This window comes from Nocardia sp. NPDC058244 (genome assembly GCF_042882065.1).
Classification (GTDB): Bacteria; Actinomycetota; Actinomycetes; order Mycobacteriales; family Mycobacteriaceae; genus Nocardia.
Genome location: NZ_JBHVWX010000005.1, coordinates 120,495 through 137,498 on the forward strand (window position 1 = coordinate 120,495; position 17,004 = coordinate 137,498).

Annotated in this window: 20 protein-coding genes; 12 read left to right on the forward strand and 8 right to left on the reverse strand. The window is 68.3% G+C overall.

Features of this window, described 5'->3' with window-relative positions; translation table 11 throughout:
- Positions 1–70: 70 nt before the first annotated feature.
- Positions 71–619, reverse strand: a complete 549-nt coding sequence (locus tag ACFVW6_RS16910; RefSeq protein WP_378828426.1) for a nitroreductase family deazaflavin-dependent oxidoreductase — start codon at positions 617–619, stop codon at positions 71–73.
- 47 nt (positions 620–666) lie between these two features.
- Complete coding sequence (locus ACFVW6_RS16915) at positions 667–1,851, reverse strand: PucR family transcriptional regulator (RefSeq protein WP_378828428.1); 1,185 nt, start codon at positions 1,849–1,851, stop codon at positions 667–669.
- Positions 1,852–1,993: 142 nt separating this feature from the next.
- On the opposite strand from ACFVW6_RS16915, the gene ACFVW6_RS16920 reads away from it, so the two are divergent.
- The 8 genes from ACFVW6_RS16920 to ACFVW6_RS16955 all read left to right on the forward strand — a co-directional run bounded on the left by ACFVW6_RS16920 (position 1,994) and on the right by ACFVW6_RS16955 (position 9,104).
- Entirely contained in the window at positions 1,994–2,980 is a 987-nt protein-coding gene (locus ACFVW6_RS16920) for an SMP-30/gluconolactonase/LRE family protein (protein ID WP_378828430.1), read from the forward strand.
- Positions 2,981–3,026: 46 nt separating this feature from the next.
- Complete coding sequence (locus ACFVW6_RS16925; RefSeq protein ID WP_378828432.1) at positions 3,027–4,286, forward strand: acyl-CoA dehydrogenase family protein; 1,260 nt, start codon at positions 3,027–3,029, stop codon at positions 4,284–4,286.
- A gap of 1 nt (position 4,287) precedes the next feature.
- Positions 4,288–5,079: an SDR family NAD(P)-dependent oxidoreductase gene (locus ACFVW6_RS16930; RefSeq protein WP_378828434.1), complete on the forward strand. Its 792-nt coding sequence runs from the start codon at positions 4,288–4,290 to the stop codon at positions 5,077–5,079.
- Positions 5,076–5,825, forward strand: a complete 750-nt coding sequence (locus tag ACFVW6_RS16935; RefSeq protein WP_378828436.1) for an SDR family oxidoreductase — start codon at positions 5,076–5,078, stop codon at positions 5,823–5,825. The genes ACFVW6_RS16930 and ACFVW6_RS16935 overlap by 4 nt, the downstream gene beginning before the upstream one ends.
- Positions 5,822–6,901: a phosphotransferase family protein gene (locus ACFVW6_RS16940; RefSeq protein ID WP_378828439.1), complete on the forward strand. Its 1,080-nt coding sequence runs from the start codon at positions 5,822–5,824 to the stop codon at positions 6,899–6,901. The genes ACFVW6_RS16935 and ACFVW6_RS16940 overlap by 4 nt, the downstream gene beginning before the upstream one ends.
- Positions 6,902–7,092: 191 nt before the next feature.
- Positions 7,093–7,722: a hypothetical protein gene (locus ACFVW6_RS16945; protein ID WP_378828441.1), complete on the forward strand. Its 630-nt coding sequence runs from the start codon at positions 7,093–7,095 to the stop codon at positions 7,720–7,722.
- A 93-nt stretch (positions 7,723–7,815) separates the two neighbouring features.
- The gene (locus ACFVW6_RS16950; RefSeq protein WP_378828443.1) at positions 7,816–8,097 is read left to right on the forward strand and encodes a TraM recognition domain-containing protein; all 282 of its coding nucleotides are present in this window, start codon (positions 7,816–7,818) and stop codon (positions 8,095–8,097) included.
- Between the two features lie 341 nt (positions 8,098–8,438).
- Positions 8,439–9,104 carry a DUF4913 domain-containing protein gene (locus ACFVW6_RS16955; RefSeq protein ID WP_378828445.1) on the forward strand — a complete coding sequence of 222 codons (666 nt, stop codon included), beginning with the start codon at positions 8,439–8,441 and terminating at the stop codon, positions 9,102–9,104.
- A gap of 225 nt (positions 9,105–9,329) precedes the next feature.
- Here ACFVW6_RS16955 and ACFVW6_RS16960 read toward each other — a convergent pair whose 3' ends face one another.
- Positions 9,330–10,619 (reverse strand): hypothetical protein, encoded by a 1,290-nt coding sequence (locus tag ACFVW6_RS16960; protein WP_378828447.1) that lies wholly within the window; start codon positions 10,617–10,619, stop codon positions 9,330–9,332.
- 186 nt (positions 10,620–10,805) lie between these two features.
- Between ACFVW6_RS16960 and ACFVW6_RS16965 the strand changes: the two genes are divergently transcribed.
- The gene (locus ACFVW6_RS16965) at positions 10,806–11,039 is read left to right on the forward strand and encodes a hypothetical protein (RefSeq protein ID WP_378828449.1); all 234 of its coding nucleotides are present in this window, start codon (positions 10,806–10,808) and stop codon (positions 11,037–11,039) included.
- A 109-nt stretch (positions 11,040–11,148) separates the two neighbouring features.
- Here the strand turns inward: ACFVW6_RS16965 and ACFVW6_RS16970 are convergent, their stop codons facing one another.
- Entirely contained in the window at positions 11,149–12,072 is a 924-nt protein-coding gene (locus tag ACFVW6_RS16970; protein ID WP_378828451.1) for a hypothetical protein, read from the reverse strand.
- A 373-nt stretch (positions 12,073–12,445) separates the two neighbouring features.
- Positions 12,446–13,072: a uracil-DNA glycosylase gene (locus ACFVW6_RS16975; protein ID WP_378828454.1), complete on the reverse strand. Its 627-nt coding sequence runs from the start codon at positions 13,070–13,072 to the stop codon at positions 12,446–12,448.
- Between the two features lie 164 nt (positions 13,073–13,236).
- On the opposite strand from ACFVW6_RS16975, the gene ACFVW6_RS16980 reads away from it, so the two are divergent.
- The 3 genes from ACFVW6_RS16980 to ACFVW6_RS16990 all read left to right on the forward strand — a co-directional run bounded on the left by ACFVW6_RS16980 (position 13,237) and on the right by ACFVW6_RS16990 (position 14,352).
- Positions 13,237–13,479, forward strand: a complete 243-nt coding sequence (locus tag ACFVW6_RS16980) for a hypothetical protein (protein ID WP_378828456.1) — start codon at positions 13,237–13,239, stop codon at positions 13,477–13,479.
- Complete coding sequence (locus ACFVW6_RS16985; RefSeq protein ID WP_378828458.1) at positions 13,476–13,901, forward strand: aminotransferase class IV; 426 nt, start codon at positions 13,476–13,478, stop codon at positions 13,899–13,901. The genes ACFVW6_RS16980 and ACFVW6_RS16985 overlap by 4 nt, the downstream gene beginning before the upstream one ends.
- Positions 13,902–14,058: 157 nt before the next feature.
- A complete protein-coding gene (locus ACFVW6_RS16990) occupies positions 14,059–14,352 on the forward strand; it encodes a putative quinol monooxygenase (RefSeq protein ID WP_378828461.1) in 294 nt (97 codons plus the stop codon).
- Between the two features lie 51 nt (positions 14,353–14,403).
- On the opposite strand, the gene ACFVW6_RS16995 is transcribed toward ACFVW6_RS16990, so the two are convergent.
- The 3 genes from ACFVW6_RS16995 to ACFVW6_RS17005 form a co-directional block, all read right to left on the reverse strand.
- Entirely contained in the window at positions 14,404–14,571 is a 168-nt protein-coding gene (locus ACFVW6_RS16995) for a CsbD family protein (RefSeq protein WP_355273039.1), read from the reverse strand.
- A gap of 87 nt (positions 14,572–14,658) precedes the next feature.
- Entirely contained in the window at positions 14,659–15,813 is a 1,155-nt protein-coding gene (locus tag ACFVW6_RS17000; protein ID WP_378828463.1) for a CaiB/BaiF CoA transferase family protein, read from the reverse strand.
- Positions 15,806–16,972 (reverse strand): CaiB/BaiF CoA transferase family protein, encoded by a 1,167-nt coding sequence (locus ACFVW6_RS17005; RefSeq protein ID WP_378828465.1) that lies wholly within the window; start codon positions 16,970–16,972, stop codon positions 15,806–15,808. Before ACFVW6_RS17005 ends, ACFVW6_RS17000 begins: the two co-directional genes overlap by 8 nt.
- Positions 16,973–17,004 lie beyond the last annotated feature (32 nt).

Here is a 17,004-nt window from a genome sequence, read left to right on the forward strand (position 1 = left end):
GCTACCTTCGCCTCGGGAGTCGGTGTCCCTCAGCGTATCCGGACCGGAGCGGGGACCGTTCCGCGCGCGCTCAGGTCGCCAGGTCGATGGCGACGGCGCGCCCGGTGCGGAACCAGTACTCGTGCAGCGCACGGATCTTCGCGCGCGAAGGCAACCCGCGCAGGTGGAGCGCGCACTCACCGACATCGACCGGGACCACGGTGTCGCACAGCAGCGCGCGGGCGACCTCGAGCTCCGCCGGATCGGTGATCTCCCTGGCCGTGCCGTGGTGGGTGCCGTCGCGCAGTTCCAGGGTGACGCGAGGATCGGCGCGAACATTGCGCAGCCACGCGTTGACCGCCCGCGGCCGGTCGAGAGTGACCTGGGGCGGCATCAGCTGCACCAGATACGCCCGATCACCGGCCCGCATCACCCGCACGCACTTCGGGCGGGGCAGGCCGGTCTTGCGTCCGGTGGTCGTGAGGATGCCGTAGCCGCGGGGAACGCGCAGCCGGAACCACGGCAGCATCCCGGCACTGAGCAGCTTGCCGTCGCGCGGACCGCGGATCAGCCGACCGTGCTTGCCGACTTCCGCCTGCGCCGCCGCTCGCCGGGCGCGCTGCTCCGCTGCCTCGTCCATCTGTCCATCATGCGCGCACCGGCCCGGCGGCGGCGCCGCTTCGCCGGTCAGCGCGACGGCGGGTGCGCGCCGGAATCGCGGTGCAGCAGCCACCACGCGACGATGAGATCGTCGGTCCGGCCGAGATCGAGGCCGGTGAACTCGGCGAAGCGGGTGAGCCGATTGCGGACGGTATTGCGGTGCAGGTACAGCCGGGCGGCCGTGTCGTCGATGCGCTGGTCGCAGTCGAGGTAGGTCCCGACCGTGCCGAGGATCTCGTCGGCTCCGCCGTGGCGGCGCAGCGGCGCCAGGTGCTTGTCCGCGAGCAGCCGCGCGATGTCCTCGGCCTCCCCGAGCAGCGGGAGCGGCCCCAGCGATCCGAGATCGACCACGCCGCTCCTGCCGTGCCGCATCGCGAGATCGAACGCGCGACGCGCCTCCCGGTAGGACGTCGCGGCGTCACCGAGCGGTACCGCGGATCCCACGGCGACCAGGCTGCCCTCCGGCAGCGTGTCCGGGGTCCGCGGCAGCAGGGCGACCAGGTGCTGATCCACGACCGTGTCCACGACCGGCAGTCGCGTCGTCGAACCGCGCGCCCGCAGGGCGGCGAGCAGGTCCGTGGCCGCGGCCGTGCCGTTCCACGCGGCGCAGGCGATCCGGTACCGGTGCGCGGGATCGAGCCGGTGCTCGCGCGCCTCGGCACGCAGGACCGCCGGGGCGACCGTGCCGTCGACGAGGCTGCGCAGGAAGTCGGCCCGCCGCGCGGCCCCGGTCACCGCCCGTTCCCGCAGCACCCGGTGGATCGCGGTGGCGGACGCGGTCGCCCATTCCCAGGTGAGGTCCTGCATCTCGTCGATCTCGGCGGCGGGCACCCCGTGCGCGGCGGCCCGGCGCCGGATCAGCTCGAAGATCCGGCGCGCGCCGATCTGCAGGCTGTGCGCCACCAGATCCAGCGGGATCTGCTGGTCGGCCCAGGATCTGGCCAGGGTGGTGAGCTCGTCGAACCCCGCCTCCGCGGCGTCCTCGCCCAATTGCGCGACGACGATGCGCAGCACGGCCCGGGTATTGGTCTCGACCGAGCCCGCGTCGACCTGGTCGTAGACCGGGATGCTGTCGCGGTAGAGCCGCGTCAGGTCGGCGGCCATCTCGTTGAGTTCCGGATCGACCTCCGCGATCAGCGCGGCGACCCGGGCCGCGGCTTTGCGCCGCCGTGGTCCCAGCTCGAGCGCGGGCATCGGCGGAGTGGTGTGCATATGCACAGTCAACTCGGGTGGCGCGCCTATTTCAACGTCGCTGACCGGGGCCCAGAATGGCATGTGCACAGAGCGCGGCAGTGGGCGGCGCTCGATCACAGGGGAGGCACGCATGGTCGTCGGTGCTCGGTCGGGACCTCGGATGACGCCGGTGCGCTGGTCGCCGCCGACGGCGACACGCAGGGCCGGGCAGCGCCGGAGTACGCCGCCGATGCCCGCGATCCGGCGGATCGAGCTCCCCGGCGCGGGCCCCGAAGACGTAGTGATCGGTGCCGACGGCCTCGTCTACACCGGCATCGCCGACGGCCGGATCCTGCGCGTGGACCTCGCCACCGGGACCGTCGAGACGGTCACGCACACCGGCGGGCGTCCGCTGGGCCTGTGCGCGGTCGCCGACGGGACCCTGCTCGTCTGCGACGCCCACCGCGGTCTGCTGCGCTGGACCGGGACCGAACTCGAGGTCCTGGTGGCTGCCGTCGACGACGGGCCGGTGAACATGGCCAGCAATGTCGTGCGGGACCCTCGCGACGGCACCGTCTATTTCACCGCGTCCTCCCGCCGCTGGCCGCTGGACCTGTGGATGGGCGATCTCATGGAGCACTCCGGCACCGGCCGCCTGTTCCGGTACTCCCCCGACGGAACCACCGAGACCCTGCTCGACGGTCTCCAGTACGCCAACGGCGTCGCCTTCACCCCCGATCAGGACGCGCTGATCGTCGCCGAGACGGCGGCCTACCGGCTCAACCGCTACTGGCTGCGCGGCCCGAAGGCCGGAACCCGCGAGGTACTGGTCGACAATCTGCCCGGTTTCCCCGACAACATCGCCCTCGGCTCCGACGGACTGATCTGGGTCACCCTGGCCTCGCCCCGCAATCCCCTGCTCGATCGGCTGCTGCCGACCCCGCCCCTCGTGCGACAACTGTTGTGGCAGGTGCCCGATCGGCTCAAGCCGCGCCCGGTCCGCACCGCCTGGGTGATCGCGGTCGATCCGGACGGGACCATCGTCCACGACCTGCAGCGCGACGGCGCGGACTACGCGATGGTCACCGGCGTCGCCGAGGCGCACGGCACGCTCGTGCTCGGCAGCCTGGACGAAACCGCCCTCGCGATCACCCACCTCCCCGCCTGACCACCGGCGAGATCACCACCCGTTCCCCTTTCCCGAAAGCAGAGACATGGACTTCGCACCCAGTGCCCGCGCCACCGATCTCGCCGGCCGCGTCCGCGGCTTCATCGCCGAGGAGATCGCCCCGATCGAGGCGGACTATCACCGCCGGGTAGCCGCGCTGCGCGAGACCGGCGCCGACCCGTGGGATCCGCTGCCCGTGCTCGCCGACCTGCGCGCCAGGGCCCGCGCGGCCGGACTGTGGAATCTGTTCCTGCCCGCCGCCCACGCCGGCGAGTACGCCGCCCGCTTCGGCACCGACGGCGGCACCGGCCTCACCAATGTCGACTACGCCCCGATCGCCGAGGAGACCGGGCGCTCGTTCCTGGCGCCCTACGTCTTCAACTGCAACGCACCGGATTCCGGGAACATGGAGGTCCTGCTCCAATACGGCGACACCGCGCAACGGCAGCGGTGGCTCGAACCGCTGCTCGACGGCGACATCCGGTCCGCCTTCGGGATGACCGAACCCGACGTCGCGTCCTCCGACGCCACCAATATGGCCGCCACCGCCGTCCTCGACGGCGAGGACGTCGTCGTGAACGGCCGCAAATGGTGGACCACCGGCATCGGCCATCGCGACTGCGCGCTCATCATCTTCATGGGCCTGACCTACCCCGAGGCCGAGAAGCATCGCAGGCACACGATGGTGCTGGTCCCCGTCGACACTCCCGGGGTGCGGGTCGAGCGGATGCTGCCCGCGATGGGCCGCTACGACGAGCCGTTCGGCCACGGTGAGGTGTCGTTCACCGACGTGCGCGTGCCCGCCGCGAACATCGTGCTCGGCCCCGGTCGTGCCTTCGAGATCGCCCAGGGCCGTTTGGGTCCCGGCCGCGTCCACCACTGTATGCGGCTGATCGGCCTGGCCGAGGCCGCGCTCGCCGCGGCCTGCGAGCGGGCGACGACCCGCACCGCGTTCGGCAAGCCGCTGGCCCGGCTCGGCGGCAACCGGGAACGGATCGCGCAGGCGCGCATCGCGATCGACGCCGCGCGTCTGCTCGTCCTCAACGCGGCCTGGAAGCTCGACACCGTCGGCGCGTTCGGCGCGCTCAGCGAGATCAGCCAGATCAAGGCGCACGTGCCGTCGATGGCGCAGCACGTCATCGACTTCGCCATGCAGATCCACGGTGGTGCCGGGCTGTCCGACGATGTGCCGCTGTCGGCCGCCTGGACGACCGCGCGGGCGATCCGCCTGGCCGACGGTCCCGACGAGGTGCACCTGGACATGGTCGGGCGGCTCGAGCTCGCCAAGTACGGACAGGGGCGCTGACATGGCCAGAGTGCTGATCACCGGCGGCGCGTCCGGCCTGGGCGCCGCCTTGGCCCGGCTCTTCGCCGCCCGCGGTGACCGGGTCGTGGTCACCGATCTCGCCGACGACGCCCCGGTCCCCGCGGGCGCCTCGTACCTGCGCCTGGACATCACCTCCGAGCAGGACTGGGACCGCGCCCGCGACACCGTGCTCTCCACCCTGGGCGGCCTCGACATCCTGATCAACAACGCGGGCATCGCCGCGGGCGGGCGCATCGACCGGGTGCCCGCCGAGGAGTGGGCCAGGGTCATGTCGGTCAATGTCCTCGGTGCCGCGACCGGGTGCCGCACCTTCACCCCGGTGTTCGTGGCGCAAGGCAGCGGTCACCTCGTCACTATCGCCTCAATGGCCGGTCTCGTGCACCCACCGGCCATGGCGCCCTACACCGCCGCCAAGGCCGCGGTCGTCGCCCTCAGCGAGAGCCTGCGCTATGAGCTGGCGCCACACGGCATCGCCGTCTCGGTGGTGTGCCCGTCGTTCTTCCGCACCGACCTGGCGTCGTCGCTGAGCGACGCCGACCCGCTGATGTCCGAGATCGCCCGCCGCCTGATCGACGGCGCGACCACCGACGCCGACGCCATCGCCACCGCCGCGCTCGCCGGCATCGACGCCCGCCGCTTCCTCGTCCTGACCGACCGGTCCGGGCGCGTGGCCTTCTGGACGAAACGCCTGCTGCGCCCGCTCTACGACCGGCAGCTGACCACGATGGGCCGTCGCATCACGGCGGCCGAGAACAAGGAGACTTCCCGATGAGTACCGGCACCATCGTCATCACCGGCGCCAGCGCCGGGCTCGGCGCCGAGATGGCGCGGCAATTCGCCGCGCGCGGTTACGATCTCGGCCTCTGCGCCCGCCGGGTAGACCGCCTCGACGACCTGCGCGACGAACTCGTCGCCGCCCATCCCGGCATCCTCGTACACACCGCCGCCCTCGATGTCACCGACGACGCCGCCGTACAGACGGTGTTCGAGAAGTTCCGGGCCGAATTCGGCGTGCTCGACCGGGTCGTGGTCAACGCGGGCCTCGGCCACGGGGCTGCCCTGGGCACCGGCGGGCACGCGGCCAACCGGCGGACCGCACTCACCAATTTCGTGGGCGCGCTCTCCCAGAGCGAGCACGCGCTGGCGGCGTTCCGGGCGCAGGGTCGCGGTCACCTGGTCCTCATCTCGTCGTTCTCCGCGCTGCGCGGCATGCGCCGGTCGATGACGGTCTACGCCGCGAGCAAGGCCGGTGTCGCCGCCCTCGCCGAAGGCCTGCGCTCGGAACGCATTCCCGGCGTGGACATCTCGCTGATCTGCCCCGGCTACATCCGATCGGAGATGACCGACCGCAAGGAGGGCCGCACCACTTTCATGGTCGACACCGAGCCCGGCGTCGCCGCGATGGTGCGGGCGATCGAGGCGCGTAAATCCGTCGCCTACGTCCCGGCGTGGCCGTGGGTTCCGCTGTCGGTCGTGGTGAAGCGGCTGCCGGTGTCGCTGCTGCGGCGGCTGACATGACCCGGTCCCCCACCCGCTCCGACGCCCGCGCCGTGCGCGCCGAGGACGCCTTCGATGTCGCCGCCCTGACGTCGTGGCTGCGCACCGAGACCTCCGAAACCCTCACCGGGCTCCCGCAGGTGCGTCAATTCTCCGGTGGCGCTTCCAATCTCACCTATCTCGTGCAGTACCCCGAGCGGGATCTGATCCTGCGCAGGCCGCCCGGCGGGCACCGCGCCGACGGCGCGCACGACATGGCGCGCGAGTACCGCGTGCAAACCGCCCTCGGCCCGGTGTTCGACTACGCACCGCCGACGGTGGCGCTGTGCGAGGACGACAGCGTGCTCGGCTCGCCGTTCTACCTCATGGAACGGCTAGACGGCCTCATCCCGCGCAAGGAGCTCCCGCCCGAACCCACCTGGACGGCGCCGCGGGTGCGCGCACTGTGCACCAATGTGCTCGATGTCCTGGTCGACCTGCACACCATCGATCCGACCGCCGCGGGCCTGGACTGGATGTCCAAGGGCCCCGGCTATGTCGCCCGGCAGGTGTCCGGCTGGTCGGACCGCTATCGCCGAGCCCGCACCCGCAATGTCGGTTCGTTCGAGTCCGTCATGTCGTGGCTGGCCGCCCACCAGCCGCCCGATCGCGCGACGGCCCTGATCCACAACGACTTCCGCTTCGACAACATCGTGCTCGACCCCGCCGACCCGATCCGGCCGATCGGGTTGCTCGACTGGGAGATGGCCACCATCGGCGACCCGCTGATGGACCTCGGCAGTGCCCTGGCCTACTGGGTCCAGGCCGACGACAACCTCGCCTTCAAGTTCTTCCGGCGCCAGCCCACCCACACCCGCGGCATGCTGACCCGCGACGAGGTGGTCGAATACTACTCTCGCCGGACCGGAATCGGGCTCACGGATCGCGAATGGGCCTTCTACGAGGTCTTCGGGCTGTTCCGCCTGGCGGTGATCTGCCAGCAGATCTACTACCGCTACTACCACCGCCAGACCACCAACCCGGCCTTCCGCTCCTTCGGTCTCGCCGTGCGTCTGCTGGAACGGCGCTGCCGCGCGGTCATCCGCCGTACCAGGTGAGTGCCGGCCTCAGAACCTGGTGTTCTCCGCGAACACCGGGCTGGCCTGCACGAGTCCGGCAGCCGTATGGGCCTGCTGGTCTCGATCGACCTGACTCCCGAGGAAATGCAGCTCTACAACACCGACGGCGCGTTCGACACCGTCAAGGCCGAACGATGAGCGCCCAGCGGCCGACCCGAGAGAGGATTGTCATGCGCGAGGTCATCCTGCCCATCGCCGGGGCGAACACCATCAACGGTGAGCTGGTGCTCACCGTCCTCGACCAGCCGTCCGCACTGCCCGGTGCGGGAGCCGACAGGCTGATCTGGTGCCCGGTATCGACGGCGACGGGCACCTGCAGCTGGAACCTGCTGGCCGCCATCACCTCGGCGGCCGAGGCCGACAGCATCTGCGAGCAACTGTTCGCGGTCGTGGTCGACGACGCGGCCGCGTTCTTCGTGCCCGAAGCCAGCCTGCTCACCGCGAACCTACTGCTCGCCGCAGCACGCGGTGGCCGGGCATTGGGCGAAGTGATCGCCTGGGTACGCGGTGGGCAGCTGGCACCGGCAGCCGGCCTGCTCAAGTCCGTCGGCGAGCTCGGTGCCGTCGAGGATCTGGAGGCCTTCGCCGCGTCCTCGCCCGGCGAGCAGGCCGCGATCTGGGGCGGTCGTGCGGCAGGTGATGCTGCCGCTGGACAGCCCGGCCGCGCTGCGGGCCCTCGGCGAGCATCCCGTGCACGGGTTCACCCGGGACGAGTCCCCGCTGGTCGCGCGGTTCGCCTACTCGAGTGCCAGACCTGGTGGAGGCGATCACCCTCGTCGCCGACCATCGATCGTCGATAGCGTTGGTGGCCAACGTCTTTTGTGCGTGGTTGGTCGTGACCGCCGCACGCGCCTACCGGCCTGTCCGTGTCGTGCGCAGCACGGTCGGGGCTTGTGACGGCCGACAGCGGGCTCGGTGACCTGGTCGCCTCCGCGCAGGGCGGGCGGATCGACCCGCCACCGACGTTCGTGCTCGACGAGTGCGCCAACATCTGCAAGATCAAGCGGCTACCCGAACTCGCCTCCCACCTGGGGTCGAAGTCGATCTGCGTGTGCGCGATCTTCCAGTCCGAAGCCCAGATGAACTCGGTGTGGGGCAGCGACAAGGCGGCGGCGCTGTGGGCGCGACCACTGTGCGCATCCTCGGCGCCGGTCTCCAGGACGAGCCGATCCTGAAGAAGATCTCCGCGCTCGTCGGCACGCACCGGCCGCGCGAGTCGCGCCGTCCCACGGTCCCGGCGGCACGACCTGGTCGCGGGATCTCGGCAGTCACGAGCCGATCATGCCCATCGAGGAGATCGCCGCCATGAAGAAGCGCAACGCCTTGCTGATCCGCCCGGAGAGCAAGCCGGTGCTCATCGATCTGATCCCCTGGTACACCGAACCCGAGAAGGGCAGCATCGAGGCGGTCCGCGACGCGGCGGTGGCCGAGGTCCGCAAGGCCGCGGTGGAGCATCTCGGCCCGACCAACCCGGTCGCGCTGAAGCTGATGGCGCCAAGACGCCCGTGGAACTGCCGTGACCGACCATGCCCCGGAAGCGAGCGGGATCGACCCGGCTGCGGTCGCGGCGCTCGTCGAGCAGGTCGCAGCGTTGCCGGAGGAGGTCGTCACCCTCCGCAAGGAAGGTCGTCTGCTGTCGACGACGGTTGAGCGGGTCGCGGGCACCGCGGCCCGATCTGCCCAAGGCCTCGACGAATTCGAGGCCTCGCTGAGCGAGATCAGCGCCCGCCTGGCCGCCGACGCCGAAGGCGCGCCCAGCGTGTCGGCTGCAAGTCAGACCGCCGGCGAGCAGCCCGCTCCCGGGGCGCCCGCCGCGACGACCGCCGAGATCGACGAGCTCGACACGAACGTGCTCTTCGCATGGGTGGTCGAGCACATCGGGAAGTGGGCGCAGCGCAAGCTGGCCCGGACATCGGGTTCGGTGACAGGCTGGCTGTGGTGCTCGCAGTGGTTCGAGCACCCCGAAGCGGTGACGATCTTGTGGTTGCTGCGCCGCGCGTGGCTCGAAGCGGTCACCCAGCCCGGCGCCGCTCTGTTCGCCTACTTCCGGGACTGCTGCTACCCCGCGCTGCGGCTGATCGGCGACCCCACCGCACCATTCCACGCGTGCACGCACGACGAGCACAAGGACAACCTGTCCGTCCCGGTGTATCCGCTCGGCATTTTCGACCCGGCTCCATAGCCCACCGCCAGGTGTAGGGCTCGCCAGGGCAACTCCCCTCGGCCCATCGCGATCCGGCTTGGCGCTAATGGCAGGAGGACTTCGACACCGACATATACAAGGCTGGCCCCAGACCGGCCCGTCGACGTCGACGTCCTCCTGCGCTTCACAGCGGCTGTCGCCGTGAAATTAGTCGACGCCAAGTCGCGTCGATAGCGACTAATTCTCTCGCGCCCGGGAACTGAGTTACCGCCCGCGGTAGGTCGGCGGGTCTACTCGTTGCCAGACGTATCCGACCTGCTGAACATAGGCGGCTCGGTAGCCGGACAGCGGGAAGCTGTCCTTCGTCGGCGGTGCCTTCGCAGTGACCTTGAACGGCTCGCCGTTGTTGTCGATTACCTGGGTCGCCGAGCCGGTGGGCGCGTCCACCGTGATTTCGATCTTGAAGGAGCATCCGTACTTCGCAGTGAACGCTGCGATGCTCAGTGTTGTCGAGTCTCCTGGTTTGAGTTGGACATTCGCCTTTTGAAAGAAGGCAGGGCCCGTCGGTTTCCCCTGCGCGTCGAGTTGTCGGGCTTGCGCATCGGGATCGTCGAGGTTGATACCCATCTCGACGTTCGGGGACGAGCTGCCTTGGGTGTACTCCTCGAAGTAGGAACCATTGAATGGCTCGGCGCATTCTTTGAGCGCCCTCATGCCGGTGATAGTCACAGGCCGGTCGAGATTGGTGCTGACCGTCATTGTAAGGTTGGCGAAATCCTGTGGAATTCCACGGTATTGCGTCTCGAATCGCTTTTGATTCGATCCGGGGCTGCGAGTTGCCTCCTGGCTAAGCGTTCGCAGGTCGTCCTTCGTGAGCGTCAGCTGGTCTTCCACCACGAAGTTGAGTCCCTCGCGATCGGCGTGCACACCCTCAACAGTGACTGGCGAGTTGGGATCGTAGGTGCGCGCCAACTCGGACGCGGTGGCGTTCGGGCCGCCTTCCAACCATTGCCAATCCCACGGATTCGCGACCCCGATCGTGGCGACGCTACCGATGAGGACTACCCCTACCATGGCTCCTAACGGCCACAGCCGTCCCGCGTTGCGGCCAGAACGGTTCGTGGTGGCCGCGGCAATCTCGGCGGGTACAACTGCCGCGGCGGTCTGCTCTGCCGCAGCAGGCTCACCTCGGGCTTGCTTCCAGAGCTTTTTCCACTCCGCCGCCTTCGGACCAGGTAGTCCGGCGTCCCTGCTGAGCACCAGCACGAGCGCCCAGAGCTGGTAGAAGTGCTTGGCGACTTTGCCACTGCGGACCCAGAATCCGATCTGTTGTCCACTCACCAGCTCTCGATCATTCACGCTGGACTCCGACGGAAGCTCACCTCGCGCGTCGGCCATGGTCTGGTCGTGGCTGAGGATCGTCTTGTTGACCGCGTCCGCGAGGTCGCCCCATGTGTAGTTGCGGCCGCGAAACTGTTCGGCTTCCTCGCGAAGTTGCTCAAGCCGCGACCTGATCTCGTCGCGTGCGCGTTGATCTTGTCCCTTCGGGACCATTCCGTCCTCCCAAACGATGTTTCCACGTGTATCGGAAAGGGTCGCGGTCGTTGAACGTGACCCGCTGCTCACGGCGGAAACCAGCTCTGAGCTGGCGTTTCCGATACGGCGGATACGCAAACCGATTTGCTCTTCAGCGTGCACTCGTGTTGCGGCCGGCTGGCCGCGGACACGAAAGGCACAACAGTGAACGAGCTTCTGGTCCAGACCATGTCGGCCTACCCCTGGGTCGGCGCGGTCCTCATGCTGGTCTTCGCGGGATGCGTGGCGATCGTCGTGGGGACCATCGTGGGGATCTGCATCATGGCGGCCGCGCACCCGGACAAGGAACGTCGCCGAGATGCCCGCCGCGCCACCAGCCCCTTGGTGAAGGTCCTCCGCATCGCGGTGGATTTCGTCAAGGAGTTCCGGCGGCGGTAGCCAGCGCGGACCGCAGCCGGTGCGCCGGGACGTGCGGGGATAGCTACAGTTCGAGTTTGTTGATCGCCAAGGCCGGGCGGCTCCACAGGAGTCGCCCGGCTTCTTTTCGTCATGGCACATAGTCGGTGCCGTTCCAATGCTGGATCTCAGTTGTGGTCGGGCCGTGGGCACAGTCGGGCGTGCAATCGTGATGCTTGGACTCGATGGTGAATTGACCGTTCGTCCCCGGCCCGATAAGCCGCGCGTTGTACCGGTCGACAGTAGTGACACCGTCATCGGTCGGCACAATCACGAGAATTCCGTCGTAACGGCCTGGGTTGTAGACAACAAATAGATTTCCCGTCGCGTCCAGCGATGTCGGGTGAAAGTACATCGCCCCTTTATAGGCGCTCATCGGAATGGTCTTCACCTCGACGCCGTCAGGCTTTGTGACTGCGATGCAGGCATTTCCGTCGGACATACTCGTATTGGATCTAAAGCCAACCAGCGACACTCTGAGCGCACCCAAGGCTGGGTGATTCACATCGCGGTAGTCACTGACATCGCCGGGGCAGTTGAAGGTCGGCGATTCGGCTGGTATCCCCGTGCGGTCCAAACCGTATGTGGCACGTACAAAGTCGACGAATCCACCGGCGTGCGGCGATCCCTCGCCAGTGCTTCCGAAGACGACAGCGCAAATGTCGTCGGCGTCCTTCTGCGAAGTCACAGCAGAAGGTACGGCGGCAGCGCCTGTCCGCCAGAAGTCGAACAACGCGATGTCATCGACGACGTCGGGTGGAAAGTCAGAGATATCGCCAGTGCGTAGCTTGCCGACGACAGTTTCGGGATCGCCGCCACCCACAAGGTCGCCTCGCATGCTGAACCCAGGCGCCGAGCGTGTATTGACGTGGATCTCAAGTTCCAGGCGGTCCCGCCCGTCGGTGTAGCGCATCGCCGACGACTGTTCTGGCGAGTACACCAGTGCAGTGTCGGTAATGGCTCCGACCGGAGAGTCCGCCATCGCGATCAGCACGGAACGTACCGCGTCGAACATGCAGGCGCGAGCTGCATCCCGCGGATTGGGGCCGGGCGGCTGGGTGCGTGGGAACTGTTGGACTTCCCTCACGGAGTCCAGGGAGAACCCCGAGGCGTGCTCCGGCGGGGAACACGCGGAGACGCTGCCTGCGAGGAGCACAACACAGGTAGCAAGCACACACTTCAGACCTGGCATCCGAGGTTCCTCCAACGATCACCGCAGCGAGTCATCGCCCACCGGCCCCCGACCTGGCCCTCGGCAACACCACCCGCACAAGCACATTCGACAACTGCCGGACAGTATTCGACCACGTACCGGCCAGTAGGGACAGTGGAACAACTGCCGCCGCCTGGGCGCACCACTAAGTCCGCCATCGCTTCAGCGAACTACCTCATCCGAGCAGCTGCGCCATGTCGCGGATCGCCTCGTGAAAGATCCGACGGGAGTCCGGGGTTCGGTTGAGCCCTCGATGGCCACAATGCGGTATCTCGCGACCGGCGAAGTCGTACACGCCAATGGGGCGTTGATCTGCTCGGCGCCACCCATCGCGGGCCGAGCCGCCGAGAGGCAGCACGATCTCGAGGCGGGGCAGTAGTGCGACGAGCTCCCGTGTCCACCGCACAGCCCGATGGCGCTCACCCGCCTTCGACCTGCCGTTCTTGATGTTCGATGTGGGAAAGGGGCATACGTTCCAGTGCACTACGTCGTGCCATTCCACGCCGTAGACGGCGTAGGCTTCGCGGCAATTTCGGGCGGTCCAGTCGTTGTTGTCCAAGCTCAGCAGGCCTGATCCGGTGCCGGACTCAGCCATGGTGCTCGGGTTGTCGAGCAGGACGAGCGCGCGAGCACGGATGCCGCCCATGTCGGGGTCGACATACGGCACGACGCCTTGCTCCAGCCCCTCGGCGAGGGCGATCTTGTCCGAGAGCGCGTTGATCGGAGCGACATGCGGGTCGCGTATGCGTGCCAGCAGCTCACGAACGACTTCTGGATCGGCGTTTCGTCCTAAAACGGACATCGGAACTCCTAGGTCAGCTCGCAAGATCCTACGACCGGGGAGCGGATAGCTCGGGCTGCGCGAACCTCGACCGACGATTGGCGCGGGTCTCCTCCCACCGCCCTTTCACCGAACTTCGCGATGCGCGAGGCGCCACTGCGTGCCCGCATTGGAACACTGGGCGCATGGAACTGAACGGCAGGCCGGTGGCGCTGGAGGAGCTGTTAGCGCTCGGGCTGGTTGGGTACGGACACTTCACTTCGATGAGGATCGAACGCGGCCGCGGCGTGCGCGGCCTGGCACTTCATCTGGCGCGGCTGGCCCGCGACTGTCGGGAAGTGTTCGCTGCCGAGCTCGACACCGACCTGGTCGGCACCTCGTCCGCAACGCGATCGGCCAGGTCGACGAGCCGGTGGTCGCCCGGGTGACCGTCTTCGATCCACGACTCGAACTCGGCAAGCCAGGCGCCGCGGCCGACCCACAGATCCTTGTCACCCACCGCAAAGCCTCCGCCACACCTATGGGCCCGTCGAGGTTGCGGTCGGCGGTCTACGCCCGTGACCTGCCGCGGGTCAAGCACAACGGGCTCTTCGGGGCCATGCACCAGCGCGCGGCTGCCCAACGTGCAGGCTTCGATGACGTCGTATTCACCGCCTCGGCCGGCGAGATCAGCGAGATCGCCACCAGCAACGTCGGTTTCATCCGCGACGGCCAATTTCAGGCAGAGTGGCAGTCATTTCTCACTTTTATTCCTGGTGCACGCAATGGGCGGCGGGGTCGAATTCGAGAATGGATCACGCGGCCGGGTCTACCGGCCCTCGGCACGTCCGGGCCTCGAAATCAACAGTAGAGAGGTCCGCAGCACACGACTGTCCAAGTTGTTGGACAGTCGGTTCGATGCAGATTGCCGTTCGACGAACCACCGCTTTCCGAATCACCAATTGGCTCGGAATGTGCTGCGGGTTACGGTCGTTTCATCCCTTTCCACCGACAGGAGTACGCATTCCATGGCAATTCAGGTGACGATCGATATGACCGCCAAGGCCGGCCGCCTCGACGATCTGCGCGAGTGGTTCATCAAGAACCTGCCCGGCACCCGCAGCTTCGCGGGCAACATCAGCGTGGAGGTCGCGCGCGACCAGGACGAACCCGACCGGGTCCTGTTCGTCGAGAAGTGGGACGCCCGCGCGGATTTCGAGGCCTACCTCGCCTGGCGCGAAGAGTCCGGGGTCATCGCCGAGCTCGTCGAGATGCTCGACGGCGACATCACCTTCCGCTACCACGATTTCCTCGGCGTCTGACCCGTGGCGAGTGGTGGCGGTGCGGTCGCTGCGCGACCGCATTCGGCGCAGCTAGTTCTTGAAGGCGTCTTTGAACTTTGCGGCGGACTGTTTCAGGTTGCCTTTGGCTTGTTCGATCCGGCCTTCGGCCTCGAGGCTTCGATTACCGGTGGCGCGACCGAACACCTTCTTGATCCGGCCCCTGGTGGCCTCGACGGAATTCGCGATCTTCTTGCTCATACTCATGGCGGTTTCCTCGCTGTCTGAGAACCAAGTCAACGCCGCGGTCTCCTCGGTGTCAACGATGTGCGCTACGGCAGAGCATCGTCAGCCGATCGCGCCCTGTTCACGCAGGGCGGCGAGCTCGGCCGGAAGGAAACCCCAGTCGCCCAGCACCTCGTCGGTGTGCTCACCGGGTTCAGGCGGTGGGCGCTGGATCATGCCCGGCGTGCGGCTGAAGCGCGGCGCGGGGGCGGGTTGGACCACTCCGTCGACGTCGACGAAGGTGCCGCGAGCACGGAGGTGTGCGTGTCGCGGTGCTTCGGCGAGCGAGAGCACCGGAGCCAGGCACGCCTCCTGGCCATCGGCGAGGGCACACCATTCGTCGCGAGTCCTCGTCAGGAAGATCGCCGTGAATCGTTGGTGCACCGACGGCCACTGCGATCTGTCGTGCTGGTCGGGCATCTCGGATTCGTCGATGCCCATGATGCGCAGCAGGTTGCGCCAGAATCGGGATTCGTTGGCGCCCACGCTGATCCAGCCGCCGTCGGCCGTTTCGTAGACGTTGTACCAGGGCGCGCCCGAGTCGAGCCGGTTCACGCCGCGTTCGTCGCTCCAGTAGCCGGCGGCGAACAGGCCGTAGAACAGGGTCATCAGGGAGGCCGAGCCGTCGACCATGGCGGCGTCGACCACCTGGCCACGGCCCGACGTCGTGCGCTCCAGGAGCGCGGAGACGAGGCCGAGCGCCAGATACAGTGAGCCGCCACCGAAGTCGCCTGCCAGGTTGAGCGGAATCGCGGGCGGTTCGCCCGCGCGACCCACGGCGTGCAGGACGCCGGTGAGCGAGATGTAGTTGATGTCGTGGCCGGGATCCTGGGCCAGCGGTCCGCCTTGGCCCCAGCCCGTCATCCGGCCGTACACCAGCGCCGGGTTGGCCGCGAGGCACTGCTCTGGTCCCAGTCCCAGCTTCTCCGCGACGCCAGGACGGAATCCCTCGAGCAGGATGTCGGCCTCGACGACCAGTTTCAGCACGGCCGCCACGGCGGCGGGCTTCTTCAGATCGACGACAGCGCTGCGCCTGCCGCGGTTGAGCAGATCGAATCGGGCGTCGATCGGGGCGCCGCCGTCGTAGCCGGGTGGCCGGTCCAGCCGGATGACGTCGGCGCCCAGGTCCGCCAGCAGCATGGCGCAGAACGGGGTCGGCCCGACCCCGCCGAGTTCGACGACACGAACGCCCGCCAGTGGCCCGCGCGCGTCACCCATGGCCGAGCCCGGCCGGACGCTGCCCCAGGCTGTCCCGCAGCGCGCCGTCGGAGGCCCCGATATCCTGCGCCGCGGGCAGCGGCGGCGGGCGGCGGCCGTCGAAGGACAACGGCAACCCGACCACCCCGATCTCGTCCGCGGACGGCGCGCCGATGATGCCCAGTGCCCTGGTCTGTTCGTGGGCGACCATCTCGGCGGTCGTCTGCACCGGCGCGACCGGAACACCGAAGTCCTGCAGCCGCTTCTGCCAGAACTCGCGCGGCTGCCCGGCCAGCCGTTCACCGATCAGGCGGTCGATCTCGGCGCGGTTGGCCAGCCGTCCGGCGTTCGTGGCGAACCGGTCGTCGCTCGCCCATTCCGGCCGGTCCAGCGCCTCGCTCAAACGCGCGAACAGGCCGTCGTTGCCGCAGCTGACGATCAGATCGCCGTCGGCGGCCGAGTACGCGCGGTGCGGCACGATGAACGCGACGCCGGAGCCGTGCCGTTCGCCGGGCGCGCCGTCGGTGTTGTAGCCGGCCACGCCGACCGACATCCACGCGATCGCCGTTTCCAGCAGGGAGGCGTTCACCGCGGCCCCGTCGAGCTTGGACCGGCGCCGGTGCAGCGCGGCGAGGATGCCGATGGCGGCCCACATGCCGGTGCCGAAGTCGATGATCGACACTCCCGCGCGCACGGGCGCGCCGTCGTGTTCGCCGGTGATGCTCATGATGCCGGAGAAGGCCTGCATCAGCGGGTCGTAGCCGGGCAGGGTGTTCATCGGCCCGGTGTGGCCGAAGGCGCCGACCTCGCAGTGCACGAGTTCGGGCTTGGTCACCCGCAGGCTTTCGGCGTCGAGACCGTACTTCGCCGCGGAACCCGGCCGCAGATTGTGCAGGAACACATCGGCGCGTTCGGCGATCAGCTGATGCAGCAACGCGAGCTGATCGCGATCTTTGATGTCGATCTTGATGGAGCGTTTGCCGCGGTTGAGCGCGTGGAAGGCCGCGCCGCTGCCCTGCCACATGCTCGGGCCCCAGCCGCGCGAGGAGTCGCCGGTGGGCCGCTCGACCTTCCAAACCTCGGCGCCGAGTTCGGCGAGGATCTTGCCGGTGAACGGCGCCGAGGCACTGTCGCCCAGTTCGACCACGACGATTCCGGACAGTGGAAGTTCGTTCTGCATCGGCTGCTCCTGTCCTGGTCGTGATCGATCAT

Bases quoted from the DNA above. Each gene is read 5' to 3' on its own strand.
- ACFVW6_RS16910 (WP_378828426.1), bottom strand. From the start codon at position 619: ATGGACGAGGCAGCGGAGCAGCGCGCCCGGCGAGCGGCGGCGCAGGCG.
- ACFVW6_RS16915 (WP_378828428.1), bottom strand. From the start codon at position 1,851: ATGCACACCACTCCGCCGATGCCCGCGCTCGAGCTGGGACCACGGCGG.
- ACFVW6_RS16920 (WP_378828430.1), top strand. From the start codon at position 1,994: ATGACGCCGGTGCGCTGGTCGCCGCCGACGGCGACACGCAGGGCCGGG.
- ACFVW6_RS16925 (WP_378828432.1), top strand. From the start codon at position 3,027: ATGGACTTCGCACCCAGTGCCCGCGCCACCGATCTCGCCGGCCGCGTC.
- ACFVW6_RS16930 (WP_378828434.1), top strand. From the start codon at position 4,288: ATGGCCAGAGTGCTGATCACCGGCGGCGCGTCCGGCCTGGGCGCCGCC.
- ACFVW6_RS16935 (WP_378828436.1), top strand. From the start codon at position 5,076: ATGAGTACCGGCACCATCGTCATCACCGGCGCCAGCGCCGGGCTCGGC.
- ACFVW6_RS16940 (WP_378828439.1), top strand. From the start codon at position 5,822: ATGACCCGGTCCCCCACCCGCTCCGACGCCCGCGCCGTGCGCGCCGAG.
- ACFVW6_RS16945 (WP_378828441.1), top strand. From the start codon at position 7,093: ATGCGCGAGGTCATCCTGCCCATCGCCGGGGCGAACACCATCAACGGT.
- ACFVW6_RS16960 (WP_378828447.1), bottom strand. From the start codon at position 10,619: ATGGTCCCGAAGGGACAAGATCAACGCGCACGCGACGAGATCAGGTCG.
- ACFVW6_RS16970 (WP_378828451.1), bottom strand. From the start codon at position 12,072: ATGTTCGACGCGGTACGTTCCGTGCTGATCGCGATGGCGGACTCTCCG.
- ACFVW6_RS16975 (WP_378828454.1), bottom strand. From the start codon at position 13,072: ATGTCCGTTTTAGGACGAAACGCCGATCCAGAAGTCGTTCGTGAGCTG.
- ACFVW6_RS16980 (WP_378828456.1), top strand. From the start codon at position 13,237: ATGGAACTGAACGGCAGGCCGGTGGCGCTGGAGGAGCTGTTAGCGCTC.
- ACFVW6_RS16990 (WP_378828461.1), top strand. From the start codon at position 14,059: ATGGCAATTCAGGTGACGATCGATATGACCGCCAAGGCCGGCCGCCTC.
- ACFVW6_RS16995 (WP_355273039.1), bottom strand. From the start codon at position 14,571: ATGAGCAAGAAGATCGCGAATTCCGTCGAGGCCACCAGGGGCCGGATC.
- ACFVW6_RS17000 (WP_378828463.1), bottom strand. From the start codon at position 15,813: ATGGGTGACGCGCGCGGGCCACTGGCGGGCGTTCGTGTCGTCGAACTC.
- ACFVW6_RS17005 (WP_378828465.1), bottom strand. From the start codon at position 16,972: ATGCAGAACGAACTTCCACTGTCCGGAATCGTCGTGGTCGAACTGGGC.